Raw genomic sequence first — 14,403 nt, 5'->3', positions numbered from 1 at the left:
TATAAGTAAGTACTCTTTTTTATATGAGCCTTTTACATTCCATCCTGAACTAATTTCCTTTCAATTTCCCATGAATCTCGCTTTTTAATTGTAATAGCGATATTAGTTCCAGTAGATTCCTTATAAAAAATATATCCATTGTTTGCGTTCACATATGTCAATGGTTCACCTATGCAATCTCGTGAACAAGAAGTATTGATAATCTCAATTAATGATAGTTCGCTCGGATCAGTCCTACTTGCATCTACAATAGTATCAATGTCTGTTTTACGATAACCTTGTAAGTTCACATGGAAATTCTGTTCAATTTCACCTGTAATACTAGTATTCATTACTTCAACTGAATTTTTCTTTTCTTGAAGAAATCCGTTCTCATAAAGTAATTTTGTATATCCAAGCCATGCAATTAAAACTAGCATGATAAACATACTACATATTTTAAGTGTTCGAAGTCGTTTACTAACAATTGTTTCTGAGTATTTCATTCAATTTAATCCTCCATTGTTTTTAATTTAAGTTATGCCTAGATACATATTTTTAGAAGAAAGATAGAAGTTAACGAGCCCTTGAACCAAAAAAGAAAGCATCTGAAGTTAGATGCTTTCTTTTTTGAGTATTTTTCACTATCTGTTCGTTACTTGTTTCATAAGTGGTCTTATTTCTTTAACGGGTGGTTTTTTATCATAGGCATCAACGTAAGAAAAGTAGTAGTTTAAGTTTCTGAGAAGTCCTTTTCCTATTTTAGCGCTTAAGAATGGGAATACTTGTCCAGTATAATCATCAAGAGATTTACAGTAATATTTTTCATCTAAATATATACTATATTTACATGTTAGTTCTACTAATGAGTTTCCTTCATCATCAATTACTTCCTTAGAATCAATAATGTCTATTAATGCAAATTTTTCATTCAGATATACCTTCTTCTTTTTCTCGTGCTTATTTGTAAGGATAAATACGAGACCAATGGCGTTAATCAAACTATTTCCTCCTATAAAAAACGGATATTAATAAAATATATCGATATACGTTAAATGTAAAGAGGGGGCGTGAAATATCATTGATAGAAAGCTTAATAAGCCGATTTGTTTTTTCAAATCGGCTTATTGTTATTGAAAAACTTGCGGGAATTGTTTTACGATTGCGTTTGTTATCATATCAGCCATTTCTAATGCTTCTTTTTCAATTTTATCGTATAGTTTTACGCTTGCTTCAAAATCTTTATTTAGGAAGGCAAGCGCTTCTGCTTTCGTAAGTGCTAAATGTTCATAAAACATTTTTCTGAATTCTTCTTTTTCTATATATGGATTGATGCTAGTAAGAAATGCTACAATTTCATCACCGTTAGCGTACCATTTTTTCTCTATAGCGGCAGCTGCATTTTGATCACCAGCTTTTGCGGCTTTAACTAGATCCGCTGCAATGACTAAGTGGTCTTTAATTAGTGCACTATATTTTTTTACAGCATCATCACCATAGAATGGTTCAAGTGATAGTCCCATATGTGTTGCATTTTGAAGAAGACGCCCAACTGTAACGTTAACGTCTGGTAAATTAAAGACAATACTTATAATAGCTAATCTCGTCCAAGCGACATGTTGTTCCCATAAAGAACGCATATAACCTTTTAAAAAGTTCTCGTTTTTACTAATTCGGTAATTACGTACAGATGTATCAAAGTGTACATAAGGGTTATGATAGGGGGAGTAATACGATTGCCAATAAGAATACATAAACGGTAACACTCCTTTGAACATGTATAACTCAAAGTATGATGGGAATTTATTTTTAGTTACGTGTCCTAGATTAATTTCAGAAATAGATATGGAAAAAGATGAAGAATTTTATTGTGGTATATATAAATAAAATGAATATGATATTAAACAAGGCTCTGCAAGGGAAGTTGCAGAGCCTCAAAAGGGTATTGCCGAGATGTCGGACTCGACTAAGTAATGTTATCATAAAATTCTATTAAAAAAACCTGGTAAATGTGTCCAAATGAAAGTGGATCTTTAATAAAGTCAAAGGGATCCGCTTCCCGCAGCAGATCCCTTTAACTAGATAATGTTGATGAGCAAAAACTCATCTGGAGTACTTTTATAGTAACAAGTGAAATTCGTTTTGTGTATTGAGAAAAAAAGAATTACTTCAATAAACGTTTAGAACTTATATTTTACTTCTTGTTATTATCATCATTTGTTGTGAGTGGAGTATGGTTATAAAATGGAGAAAAGAATTGCAAGCATCTAAAAGCGTAATGAAATATATAATAATCAAAAAAGACCTGCTTATATAAGCAGGTCAAATTAAGGGGTTTTATCCAACAGAATATGTCATATGATATCAACTGTATTGTATTAAGTCTATAAGGTTTATATTGAGAAAAGTTTTGTGAATGGATATATTTCGCACACGTATTAACGTTTAAAAAGTTGAGAAAGAAAATGAAAAAGCTTTTTATAAGAAAATAATGGCTGGTATTTATAATACGATTCATATTTCCACGCATCATGATTCGAGAATTGGAGTTGGTTCGGTACTGTTTTCTGATTGATGGAACTAATATTCTGCTGCTTCATATAGTAACCTCCTGAATTCATATGTATAAGATTAGTAGTATTCAAGGAAGAGTAATAAAATGTATATTTATATTGTAATTCATTTTATATTTGCTTTATTTATGTTTTAAAATTTATAAACATAAATAGCCATTAAAACACCGTTGCTAAACAACCTTTAAAACGTAGAGAAGCATAAAATAATGAAAAAGCAAGCTGTTAGTCATGTATTGATTACTTTCAAGTCACATAAGTGATGATATAATAGGAATAGATGAAAGATAAAGAAAAGCAGGTGACTCTTTTTTGTTTACAAAAGCACAAGAACTTTTAGCGTCTTATTTCGGTTATTCGTCATTCCGAAGAGGACAAGATGAAACAATTAAAAATGTATTAGATGGGAAAGATACTGTCTGTATTATGCCTACAGGTGGTGGTAAGTCAATTTGTTATCAAATTCCCGCATTAGTATTCGAAGGAACGACATTAGTTATTTCACCATTGATTTCACTTATGAAAGACCAAGTAGATACATTAGTACAAAACGGTATTTCAGCTACTTATATTAATAGTTCTATTTCGATTGCGGAAGCGAATCAACGAATTCAATTAGCAAAACAAGGACATTATAAGTTACTTTATGTGGCGCCGGAGCGTCTTGATTCAATGGAATTTGTTGACCAACTTATCGATATGAAAATCCCGATGATTGCAATTGATGAGGCGCACTGTATTTCGCAGTGGGGACATGATTTCCGTCCAAGTTATTTACATATACATCGCATATTAGATTATCTTCCAGAAAAGCCGCTCGTATTAGCGTTAACTGCTACGGCAACACCACAAGTTCGTGAAGATATTTGCAACACGCTTGGAATTAATCAAGAAAATACGATTATGACAACGTTCGAGCGCGAGAACTTATCATTTTCTGTAATTAAAGGACAAGATCGTAATGCATATTTAGCGGATTATATTCGTCAAAATCAAAAAGAATCTGGAATTATATATGCAGCTACTAGAAAAGTAGTTGATCAGTTGTATGAAGATTTAATGAAAGCGGGAGTTTCTGTTTCAAAATACCATGCTGGTATGAGTGATAACGATCGAAATGAGCAGCAAGAACTCTTTTTACGTGATGAAGTGAGTGTAATGGTAGCGACATCTGCGTTCGGGATGGGGATTGATAAATCGAATATCCGTTATGTTATCCATTATCAACTGCCAAAAAATATGGAAAGTTATTACCAAGAAGCAGGACGTGCAGGACGTGATGGTTTAGATAGTGCATGTATATTGCTATATTCTTCTCAAGATGTGCAAGTACAGCGCTTTTTAATTGATCAATCGACAGGGAAGTCTCGTTTTTCAAATGAACTTGAAAAGCTGCAAAATATGACTGACTATTGTCATACAGAACAATGTTTACAATCATTTATTTTGCAATACTTTGGAGAAGAGCCGAAAGAAGATTGTGGCCGTTGCGGTAATTGTACGGACGACCGCGAAAGTATCGATGTGACGAGAGAATCACAAATGGTTCTATCTTGCATGATTCGAACGAACCAGCAATTTGGAAAACAAATGATTGCACAAGTTTTAACTGGTTCGAAAAATAAGAAAGTTATTGAATTTAATTTTCATACTTTACCAACATACGGATTACTATCAAATCGTAGCGTAAAAGAAGTCAGTGAATTTATTGAGTTTTTAATTTCAGATGAGTTAATCGCAGTTGAACACGGTACGTATCCGACACTAAAAGTAACGGAAAAAGGGAAAGAAGTGTTAATTGGTAAAGAGAAGGTTTTACGTAAAGAACGAGTAGAGACAAGACAAATTGTTCAAGATCATCCTTTATTTGAAGTGCTTCGCGAAGTACGTAAAGAAATTGCGCAAGGAGAAGGTGTCCCTCCATTCGTTATTTTCTCTGACCAAACGTTGAAAGACATGTGTGCGAAAATGCCGCAAAGTGACTCTGAACTTTTAACTGTAAAAGGGATTGGCGAACATAAACTTGTGAAGTATGGTTCGCACTTCTTACAAGCAGTTCAGCACTTTATTGAGGAAAATCCAAACTATGCTGAAACCATTAAAACAGAAGTAGTGACAGAGCGGAAAAAGTCTGGGAAAGCTTCAGCGAATTCTCATTTAGAAACGTATGAAATGTATAAACAAGCTATTGACCTAGATGAAATTGCGAAAGAACGTGGCTTATCAAGACAAACGATTGAAAATCATTTAATTCGCTCTTTTGAAGATGGAATGGAAGTAGACTGGAACAGTTTTGTTCCTGCAGAATACGAACAACTGATTGAAACTGCTGTGCAAAATGCAGAAGGTGGTTTGAAATCGATAAAGGAACAACTTCCAAATGAAGTAAGTTACTTTATGATTCGTGCTTATTTACAAATTAGAAAGTAGAGACATATAAAGGGGATATGGATATATGCATCACGTTTTCGTGTATGGCACGTTAAGAAAAGAGCAAATGAATGCTCATTTTATGCAAGGTGCAATATGCATCGCAGACGGAGCATGGACGTATGGTAAATTATTTGATACAAACGAGGGGTATCCGGCAATGATTTGTTCAAATGAGGACAAAGTATACGGAGAAGTTTATGAAGTAAATGAGGTTGTTCTGCAAAAATTAGATGAACTTGAAGAATATACAGGTAATGCAGAAAGTGATTTATATGACCGAATCACCGAAACGATTTATTTAGGTGATAGAGAAATACGTGCATTTGTGTATGTTGCTCAAGATAAAGAGATGCTAAAAAAAGTTATCATTTCTGGTGATTGGATGAAGTATCAACAAGGATAATAAAGGCAGCGTAGAAGCAGATAGTGGGAACATCCATTATCTGTTTTTTTAATTGATACTTTCAAAATTCTGATTATTTCGATAAAATGTAAATAAAGGGAAATCAAAAGGAGGATTTTTTCATGGGTGTCAGAGATTTAGTTTTTCACCTGTAGAAGAAAAATCTATTGTAGGAGGAGAATAATAATGAACGAATTAGATGTGAGAGAATTTTACGAAAAACAATTCAAACTATCCAATTACGATATCAATACAGAAAGCTGGTTAGAGCAAGTTGCTAAAGAAGTTAAAGAACAAGTTGGATATCCATTTCAGTCGATGTTGGAACTAGGTGCAGGAAATGGTGGATTCGCAAGGGCGATGGCTAAGTTAGATGTAAAAATGACTACTGTTGAGCTTGTACCAGAGTTAGTTATGTTTGCAAAAAAACATTCTACTAATGATATAGATATTCATTGCGCTGATTTTTATAAAATTAATTTTGAAGAAAAGTTTGATGTTGTTAGTTATTTAGATGGATTTGGTGTAGGAACAGATGATGAACAATTGATTCTATTAAAACGCATTAAAAACTGGATGAAGGATGATGGATGTGCACTTATTGATATGTATCAACCATTGTATTGGAAAAAAGCAAGTGGACAAGAAATGACCTTAAGTGCAGCTATGCGAAAATACGAATATGATAGTATAAATGAAAGAATGTTAGATCATTGGTGGCATCCGAATAATCCCAACGATATAGTTACACAGTCTTTACGATGTTATACGGTAGATGAGATTAGCAATCTATGTGCTGAAGCTGGATTAAGTATTGTAGGGTTCTTCCCAGGCGGAGCATATGATTTTGAAAAATCGCTATATAAAGAGCAAGCTTCTTTGCATGAGTGCTTATCGTATCGTATAAAAGTAAAAAAAAATTAAAGAAAAGATAGAGCTTATCCCTCATACACATTAAGCTAAGTTTATGTGTATGAGGGGAATATTTGGTGTTCATTGTTGGTTGAGTGCTTCCGTACTCATATAAATATATTTGTTAGCTTCTAATCGACTGAAAGGTTGGATGAATGAACTATGAGCTATGTTTTGGCAAAACCAAACACATAGGTTTACTTGTTTGTAAAACGGATCAAATCTTTTTAACTAATCACTTCAAATTATTAGGCGGCACATACGGTTGTGATTTATTTGGAAACTAATACTAGTTCATTAAAAATCGATAAATTTATATTAAAAACGCTATCCTTTATATATATTTCTATAAAAAGGATAGCGTTTTTTTGTTATGTGGATACAAATTTACATTATCTTGATAATAGTATTAGGACGAGAATACTATGTGTAACCAATAATAAAATGTCACAATTGACAATACTAGTATCGGTGTTATAATAATACATTGTTATCAAGGTAACAATGTAATACTTGCGTTAAGGGTGTGGAATTATGAAACAAAATAATGAACAAATAAATGAAAAAAATACAAAAATTAAAGTTGAACGTGTGCAAACTGGTATTAGGATGGAAAAAAGAATGGTAAAGGTTTTGAAAGCAATGGCAGAATATCATGACATTTCGCTAGGCGTTCTTCTTGAAAGAATCGTTCTACATTCTTTTGAAAATAAACCTGTGTTTAGCGATGCAAGTCTTGAAAAAGTTAAAGCTATAAAAGAAGTTTACGATATGGATTATGGCCTAGAAATAAGTCGTCAGTGGAATGATTCAGATAACTAGAATGATTATTTTTATATACAGTGCCATTTAGGTATTTTGTAAGCAATCTATGAAGTGAAGAAAATAAAGAGAGAGAACACATTGTTTTAAGGATTATTCAAAATTTTAGATAAAAAGGTATATTTTTTCTTATTTCGGAAAATTCTAAATCAAACTATTGACTTTACGAATGGATTTTTAATACAATTGTATCTCGACTGAAAAATTAGAACGGACAGGAGGGAATCATCAAATGAACAGCATTTTTGAAGAAGAGTTACAAAAAATGAAAGATACGTTAAGTACGATGGATGATCAATTAGAAAAACTTGAAAAAATTCCAGTTTATTATGGGGAAGATTTTAAAGAACAAATTCTAGAAAGTATGAGAGAATCTAATAGACAAAACTTACGTATTGGAGTGCATGAGCCATACTTTGGAAGACTAGACTTTCAAGAGGATGGCAAGGAAGAAGTTATGCCGATCTACATCGGTAAAGTAGGTGTTTCACATAAAGATACGATGAAACCAATTGTAATTGATTGGCGGGCACCTGTCGCAAGTATGTTTTATTCGTTTACCGGTGGTGACGAATTAGCGTTTTATCAATCGCCAGACGGATTAGTAGAAGGTGATGTGTATTTAAAGCGAAACATTTCTATCCGAAAAAGAGAACTAGAACGTGTTGTTGATACATATGTGAAAGGAAATGAAGATGTATCGCATGCCGATGATTTTCTTCTATATCGATTAGGTGAGAATAAAGATAACAAATTGAAAGATATTGTTTCAACGATACAATCGGAACAAAATGATATTATTCGTGCGGAAAGAAACTTACCATTACTTATTCAAGGGGTTGCAGGAAGCGGAAAAACAACGATCGCTTTACATCGCCTTGCTTTTTTAATTTATGAATATCGTGAACAGCTAGAAGCTGAGAGAATGATTGTATTCGCTCCGAATAGTCTGTTTTTAGACTATATTTCGAGTGTACTACCTGAATTAGGTGTAGGGAATATTAGTCAAACAACATTTCCAGATTGGGCATTACGTACGTTAGATGATTCGGTGAAACTGAAGCAGACAGAAGAAAAGTTGAAAGAAGCCTTTTCAATTAATCGTGATGAAAGAAAGGTTATGCTCGGTAAATTGAAAGGTACGCTGGAATTTAAGTCGTTCATTGAAGAGAGAATGGTTCAATTTGAAAAAGAATTAGTACCAACAAGTGATTTTGAGGCATGGGAAAAAGGTATTATTCCAGTGGAAGACATAAAAAAATGGATGCAAGTGGAATATAAACATTATCCATTAAAGAAAAGAAGAGAAAGATTAGTCGGCCGAATGAAGCGCTGGATTGAAATTGAACTGAAAAAGTATGGAGAAACAAACGAGAAGAAATTATTAAAAAAAGAAGCGACAAAGAGATTGAACACTTATATGAAGTTTTGGCCGAAAATGAGCCCACTTTCACTATATAGTTCAATATTGAAAAGTAAAGAAATACTCGAAGTATTGCCTGAAGAACTTGTGAAAGAAACTGAAAAGAATTGTCGTAAAAAAGAAGTGTATGGAGAAGATTTACCAGCTCTAATTTACATACATCATCGAATAACTGGAATTGAAATCGGACAGAAGTTTCATCACGTCGTTATTGATGAAGCGCAAGACTTCTCACCATTCCAAGTTTATGTACTAAAAGAAATTACACTAGGTAATTCTTTCACTATATTAGGTGATTTATCTCAAGCGATTTATGATTATCAAGGGATTGAAGATTGGGGTGCTTTTAAGGAAGTGTTCCAAGAAACAGGTTATTATGAATTGACGAGAAGTTATCGTTCTACAAAAGAAATTATTGAATTTGCGAATGAAATAATAAAGAATGCGGAAATACCAGTAGGACTTGCTACACCTGTTTTCCGTAGTGGTGAAGAAGTAAAGGTAATTCATGCAGAGGATCAATTTACTGAAGTTTTGAAGACATTACAGCATTTGCAAAATGAAGATGTGAAAACAATTGCAGTAATTGGAAGAACGGATGAAGAGTGCCGACAAATGTATGAGAAATTAACAAATGCAGGATTGACTGTTAACGTCATTGAAGCAGATCAAAGCAAATATGAAGGTGGTATTTCGGTAGTACCTGTATACTTGGCGAAAGGGTTAGAATTTGATGCAGTACTTCTAATCGACGTTGATGAGGAGCATTATAAAAATACAAAACATGATGCGAAGTTATTGTATGTCGGATGTACAAGGTCGCTGCATGATTTATGGCTTTTCTATAGTGGGGAAGTATCTCCGTTAATTAAGAGATAAAAATATATAACAAATTCAAGAGGTTTTTCTAGTGATGAACAGAAAATCCTCTTGTTTTTCTATATAAAGATAGGGGAGAGAATGAGTATGATTACAAAAGTAATAACAAAAAGAAATTGGGAAATCGCAAAAACAATTGGAGAGATTAATGAAGCCTCCCTTAAAGAAGAGGGATTTATTCATTGTTCATTATTAGACCAAGTTTTAGAAGTTGCTCAAAAACATTTCAATCATGAAAAAGATGTTTTATTACTTACAATTGATCCATCTCGAGTAAAAGCAGAAATAAAATATGAACTTGCTTCTAACGGTCAAGAATATCCGCATGTATATGGAGTAATTCATATTGCGGCAATTGTAGATGTTACCCCATTTACTAAAGAAAAAGGAGAGTTTATATTATTAGAGGTACAAAATTAAGATTGTAATAGCCGTTTAAATTAACAAAAAAAGCACAAATAATATAGTTTGTGCTTTTTTATTATCTATTTTTTGTAAATACGCATTGTTTTTATCACACTAATACTGTACGATACATAGTATAAAACATATACTGTATGACATATAGTAATGGAAATGAGGTGAGTGAATGGATGCTTTATTAAATTCGTTAATTACTGAATTAAGAAGAGGTACATTAACATTAGCGGTTTTAAGCCAGTTAAGAACACCGCAGTATGGGTATTCACTTGTCCAATTATTGGAGCAATCAGGGATCACAATCGATCAAAGTACTTTATATCCACTACTTCGCCGATTAGAAAAGCAAGAGCTAGTGACGAGTAGTTGGGATAAAACGGAGAGTAGACCTCGTAAGTATTACGTTTTAAGTGAATATGGATTAGAGATATTTTTGCAGTTAAAAAAGGAATGGATAAAGGATTCGAAAGAACTTTATAACCTATTAAAGGAGGAGGACAAGAATGAACTTGATTGATATGTATGTCGAGGAAGTAGCGAAGAGATTACCTGAAAAAAATCGTGAAGATATTATTCTTGAACTACGGTCAACTATCGAGGATATGTTACCTGATGAGTATAATGAGGAAGATGTAAAGAGTATCCTTGAAAAATTGGGAAGCCCAGTTTCATTGGCTAATGGGTATTTGGATAGACCGATGCATTTAATTGGACCACGTTATTTTGATGTATATACGACGTTATTAAAAATGATTATACCAATTGCAGCTGTAATCGCACTCATTGCAATGGTTGCAGAAAATTTTGTAGGATATAATGGTGAGCAAGCGGTATTAAATGTTATTTTAAATTTGATAGGTAAAGGAATTGGGGAAATTGTCGAAGTAGGCCTCCATGTATTTTTCTGGTTGACACTTGTATTTGCAATTTTAGAAAGAACAGATAGAGACAAAGGAACCCAACCGTTGACGACAAGTTTAAAAAAATGGACGCCTGATGATCTGAAAAATACTTCGTATATTCCAAAGAAAAAATCAATCTCAAAGTTTGAAGTTTTTGGAGGTTTGATGTGGACTGCAATATGGGCCACACTGTACTTTTATGCGAATCATCTTGTAGGTGTATATCATGGTACAGAAAGCGGATTGAAGTTTGTCGCGCCAACTTTTAATCAAGATGTGTTACTTCAGTATTGGCCAATCGTTGTAATTATGATCGTGTTTGAAGTAGGTATATCTCTTTATAAGTTAGTACAAGGACAATGGACGAAAAAGTTGGCAATTGGGAATGCTATACTCCAAATAGCTGGAACAATAGTATTCATTGTAATTGTAGTAAATCCGCATTTATTTAACGAAGGATTTATTTCGTATATGGCAAATGTGTTTACTACTTCTCCAGAGGAAATTAAAAAGTGGTTAATTGGTGGAGGTATTCTTATTTATATAGTATCTGCTGCATTAAACATTTATGATGGCTTCCGAAAAGCTAGTGTTCGTGTAACGAATAGGTAGTAAAAAAAGATAACGTATATGAAAGGAAGAAAACTATGATAAGGGAAGCAACGGAAAAAGATATAACATATATTTTAGATATTTATAATGATGCCATACTGTATACAACAGCCGTATATACGTATAAACCTGTAACCCTTGAAAATAGAATAGATTGGTATGAACAAAAAAAGGCTGATGGCTATCCGATTTTTGTATACGAACTAGATAATAAAGTAGTAGGATTTGCGACATTCGGGCCGTTTAGAGCTTGGCCTGCCTATAAATATTCAATTGAGCATTCTGTGTATGTTCATAAGGAATATAGAAAAAATAAGATAGGAACTTCTTTAATGAAGGCATTAATCACAGTTGCAAAAGAAAGGGAATATATGACCTTAATTGCTGGAATTGATGCTGAAAATGAGAAAAGCATTGCCTTACATGAAAACTATGGATTTGTTCATGCGGGGACAATAAAGAAGGCCGGTTATAAGTTTAATAGGTGGTTAGATTTAGCTTTTTATCAATTGGAGCTTAATGGTCCTAAAAAGCCTACGGAAGAGTAGATGTTTGCGTTATGCGTAATATTTATTTTATAAAGGTAGCATGAGGAAATTTCATGCTATCTTTTTTATTGTATGCATAAATATCATGTAACAAAAAAGGTTTTTTATATTCTATATCGAATTTTGAGAAGACGATAAAACAATATAAAAAGAGGTATGAATATGCAAACGATGATAGAAAAAAATGAAAGAAATACAATGTGGTCAACTTGGAGTGGTTGTGTACTCAAAAAAATATGATAATATAATTACTCCTATAATAATGAACTGCATGTTCCTTTAGCATCAGCAGTAAAAGTGGCAAGGGGTGAGAGGTTGAAAAGAAACTTAAAGACATCAACAATCATTATATTAATTTTAACAATTATCGCTTTGGAAGTTGGAATCTCGATTTACGATCATACTCTGTCAATAGATACGATTTACTTTGCAGCGATACTTATTTGTATTGTATTGCTTTTTGGCACACGTGTTTCTGAAGAGAAAGAAAGTACATCGAAAGAGAGACGAAGAAAAACAGCTCTTATATTTTGGCCATCTATTTTATTGTCTATCGCTTGTTTTGCCGTTATTAGTTATATAAGAACAGGTTATGTCTCTGTGCCAGGGATAATTGGTTTTTCATGCTTTGTTACTTATGGTGGATTCGTGTTTATTAGTATTTTAAAAAGGAAAAGTAAAAATTAAAGGTAGCTTACTAAGTTGAAAGGAAGAAATATATGAAACGCATAGAGAATGGTACTAGAGCTGAAGGAGAATACATAAAAAATAAAGTAATTCAATATAACATGTCGATTTTAACAGATGAAGCAAAACAGCCGATGGAGCAAGTAAGTTTCGTAGTAAAAGATGAGGATGGAAAAATATTTGGTGGAGTAACAGGAACGATGTATTTTTATCATCTTCATATAGATTTTTTATGGGTTGATGAAACAGTTCGTCATGATGGTTATGGCAGTCAATTGTTACATAAAATCGAAGACATTGCGAAGGAAAAAGGGTGTAGATTAATATTATTAGATTCATTTAGTTTTCAAGCCCCAGATTTTTATAAAAAGCATGGCTACCGAGAATATGGTGTTGTTGAAAATCATCCTAAAGGACATAGTCAACACTTTTTAGAGAAGAGGTTATAGTTAGTTTCCGTGTTCTACAAGGAAATTGGATTTTAAAGGCATCACCAAACAAGGTGATGCTTTTTAAAATTTAAAGCAACTACTCAAGCTGATGTAATTATGGGGACAAATAGTACGATTCGTATAGCTATGATTTTCTTTTTTAATGGAAATGAGTTACTGTCTTTGTAGAAGACACTTGTCGTATTTACTATATGTACTAGCAAATACTATTGAATTTTTAGGAGAGGAAGAGCAATAAGACGAGCTCTGAATATAATACTAATAAAGGAGGTGTTAAGCAATGGGTTACATTGTAGATATTTCAAAATGGAACGGTAACATTAACTGGGATGTAGCCGCTCCACAACTAGATTTCGTAATCGCTAGGGTACAAGATGGGTCAAATTATGTAGATCCTTTATATAAAAATTATGTCCAAGCAATGAAAACTAGAAATATTCCATTTGGTAACTATGCATTCTGTCGCTTTATTTCAATTGCTGATGCGAAGAAGGAAGCACAAGATTTTTGGAATCGTGGTGATAAGAGCGCTACAGTTTGGGTGGCTGATGTAGAAGTAAAAACAATGGATGATATGAGAGCCGGTACACAAACTTTTATTGATGAATTACGTCGATTAGGTGCTAAGAAAGTTGGTTTATATGTTGGTCATCATGTATATGAGCCTTTCGGTATGGCGAACGTAAAAAGTGATTTTGTATGGATTCCTCGATATGGCGGCAATAAACCAGCATATCCTTGTGATATTTGGCAATACACTGAGACTGGTAATGTACCTGGTATCGGTAAATGTGATTTAAACCAATTGATAGGAAATAAGCCGCTTTCCTGGTTTACTGGAGCAGTACCTAAACAAGAAAATGTACAAGCACAAGTCTCTAAACAAAATGTTATCCAATCGGGTGCCTTTTCACCATATGAGGCTCCTGAAGCTATGACGGCTTTAACATCAGTAAAAATGACTGCGACTTTCATTTTACAATCAGATGGCTTAACGTATTTTATTTCTGATCCAACTAGCGATGCGCAATTAAACGGTATGAAAGGTTGGCTTGATCGGAAAGGTTGGTGGTATGAAGTTAAATAATAAAAAAATAAAATGCTACTATTTGTGCAAAAAAAGAGACGTCCTGTTGGAGGGCTCTTTTTTTCTATTCAAATAGCTTATTCATTAAATCTTGGATTTCACGTCTTCTTTTATCTGTTTCGTCCTTATCAATTGTATACTTATCATCCTTGATTATAAGAACATCACCTTCTTTTGCAGTGGAAGGGAGTAGGTACATCAATTGTTACGTTATTCACTTCAATAACTGCTAGTTCGCCTTCAAAACGGTCAATAATACCTCTTTTCATAA

At 33.2% G+C, this 14,403-nt stretch carries 16 protein-coding genes and 1 pseudogene; 12 read left to right on the top strand and 5 right to left on the bottom strand.

The annotated features are described in order from the left end of the window. Window positions 1-32: 32 nt before the first annotated feature. The 4 genes from KVT31_RS19200 to KVT31_RS19185 all read right to left on the bottom strand — a co-directional run bounded on the left by KVT31_RS19200 (window position 33) and on the right by KVT31_RS19185 (window position 2,579). On the bottom strand, window positions 33-485 hold the full coding sequence (locus KVT31_RS19200) for a hypothetical protein (protein WP_088096645.1): 453 nt from the start codon (window positions 483-485) through the stop codon (window positions 33-35). 138 nt (window positions 486-623) lie between these two features. After that, a complete protein-coding gene (locus tag KVT31_RS19195) occupies window positions 624-980 on the bottom strand; it encodes a hypothetical protein (protein WP_000606238.1) in 357 nt (118 codons plus the stop codon). 129 nt (window positions 981-1,109) lie between these two features. Further along, on the bottom strand, window positions 1,110-1,733 hold the full coding sequence (locus tag KVT31_RS19190) for an acetylglutamate kinase (RefSeq protein WP_140392473.1): 624 nt from the start codon (window positions 1,731-1,733) through the stop codon (window positions 1,110-1,112). Between the two features lie 684 nt (window positions 1,734-2,417). Beyond that, window positions 2,418-2,579, bottom strand: a complete 162-nt coding sequence (locus KVT31_RS19185) for a hypothetical protein (RefSeq protein WP_170930141.1) — start codon at window positions 2,577-2,579, stop codon at window positions 2,418-2,420. 285 nt (window positions 2,580-2,864) lie between these two features. On the opposite strand from KVT31_RS19185, the gene recQ reads away from it, so the two are divergent. From recQ to KVT31_RS19125, 12 genes are all read left to right on the top strand, one after another. Continuing rightward, the gene (recQ, locus tag KVT31_RS19180; protein WP_088096643.1) at window positions 2,865-4,982 is read left to right on the top strand and encodes a DNA helicase RecQ; all 2,118 of its coding nucleotides are present in this window, start codon (window positions 2,865-2,867) and stop codon (window positions 4,980-4,982) included. Between the two features lie 25 nt (window positions 4,983-5,007). Next, on the top strand, window positions 5,008-5,388 hold the full coding sequence (locus KVT31_RS19175) for a gamma-glutamylcyclotransferase family protein (protein ID WP_088096642.1): 381 nt from the start codon (window positions 5,008-5,010) through the stop codon (window positions 5,386-5,388). 186 nt (window positions 5,389-5,574) lie between these two features. Next, on the top strand, window positions 5,575-6,312 hold the full coding sequence (locus KVT31_RS19170) for a class I SAM-dependent methyltransferase (RefSeq protein ID WP_088096641.1): 738 nt from the start codon (window positions 5,575-5,577) through the stop codon (window positions 6,310-6,312). A gap of 522 nt (window positions 6,313-6,834) precedes the next feature. Further along, on the top strand, window positions 6,835-7,122 hold the full coding sequence (locus KVT31_RS19165) for a hypothetical protein (RefSeq protein ID WP_070143359.1): 288 nt from the start codon (window positions 6,835-6,837) through the stop codon (window positions 7,120-7,122). A 232-nt stretch (window positions 7,123-7,354) separates the two neighbouring features. Further along, on the top strand, window positions 7,355-9,424 hold the full coding sequence (locus KVT31_RS19160) for a HelD family protein (RefSeq protein ID WP_088096640.1): 2,070 nt from the start codon (window positions 7,355-7,357) through the stop codon (window positions 9,422-9,424). A gap of 87 nt (window positions 9,425-9,511) precedes the next feature. Further along, on the top strand, window positions 9,512-9,844 hold the full coding sequence (locus KVT31_RS19155) for a DUF952 domain-containing protein (protein WP_098342059.1): 333 nt from the start codon (window positions 9,512-9,514) through the stop codon (window positions 9,842-9,844). Between the two features lie 169 nt (window positions 9,845-10,013). Continuing rightward, window positions 10,014-10,361, top strand: coding sequence for a PadR family transcriptional regulator (locus tag KVT31_RS19150; protein ID WP_060486712.1), 348 nt, complete (start codon window positions 10,014-10,016; stop codon window positions 10,359-10,361). Next, entirely contained in the window at window positions 10,348-11,358 is a 1,011-nt protein-coding gene (locus KVT31_RS19145) for an HAAS signaling domain-containing protein (RefSeq protein WP_088096638.1), read from the top strand. The genes KVT31_RS19150 and KVT31_RS19145 overlap by 14 nt, the downstream gene beginning before the upstream one ends. Window positions 11,359-11,393: 35 nt before the next feature. Further along, window positions 11,394-11,906, top strand: coding sequence for a GNAT family N-acetyltransferase (locus KVT31_RS19140; RefSeq protein ID WP_088096637.1), 513 nt, complete (start codon window positions 11,394-11,396; stop codon window positions 11,904-11,906). Between the two features lie 315 nt (window positions 11,907-12,221). Further along, the gene (locus KVT31_RS19135) at window positions 12,222-12,593 is read left to right on the top strand and encodes a hypothetical protein (RefSeq protein ID WP_088096636.1); all 372 of its coding nucleotides are present in this window, start codon (window positions 12,222-12,224) and stop codon (window positions 12,591-12,593) included. 32 nt (window positions 12,594-12,625) lie between these two features. Next, on the top strand, window positions 12,626-13,042 hold the full coding sequence (locus tag KVT31_RS19130) for a GNAT family N-acetyltransferase (RefSeq protein ID WP_088096635.1): 417 nt from the start codon (window positions 12,626-12,628) through the stop codon (window positions 13,040-13,042). Between the two features lie 283 nt (window positions 13,043-13,325). After that, window positions 13,326-14,132 (top strand): GH25 family lysozyme, encoded by an 807-nt coding sequence (locus KVT31_RS19125; protein ID WP_088096634.1) that lies wholly within the window; start codon window positions 13,326-13,328, stop codon window positions 14,130-14,132. 64 nt (window positions 14,133-14,196) lie between these two features. Here the strand turns inward: KVT31_RS19125 and KVT31_RS19120 are convergent. After that, a pseudogene (locus KVT31_RS19120) lies at window positions 14,197-14,401 on the bottom strand (DUF3006 domain-containing protein). Window positions 14,402-14,403: the final 2 nt, after the last annotated feature.

It is taken from the genome of Bacillus sp. GbtcB14 (assembly GCF_019091205.1).
Taxonomy (GTDB): domain Bacteria; phylum Bacillota; class Bacilli; order Bacillales; family Bacillaceae_G; genus Bacillus_A; species Bacillus_A cereus_AG.
This window is presented reverse-complemented; position numbering and strand designations above follow the sequence as displayed.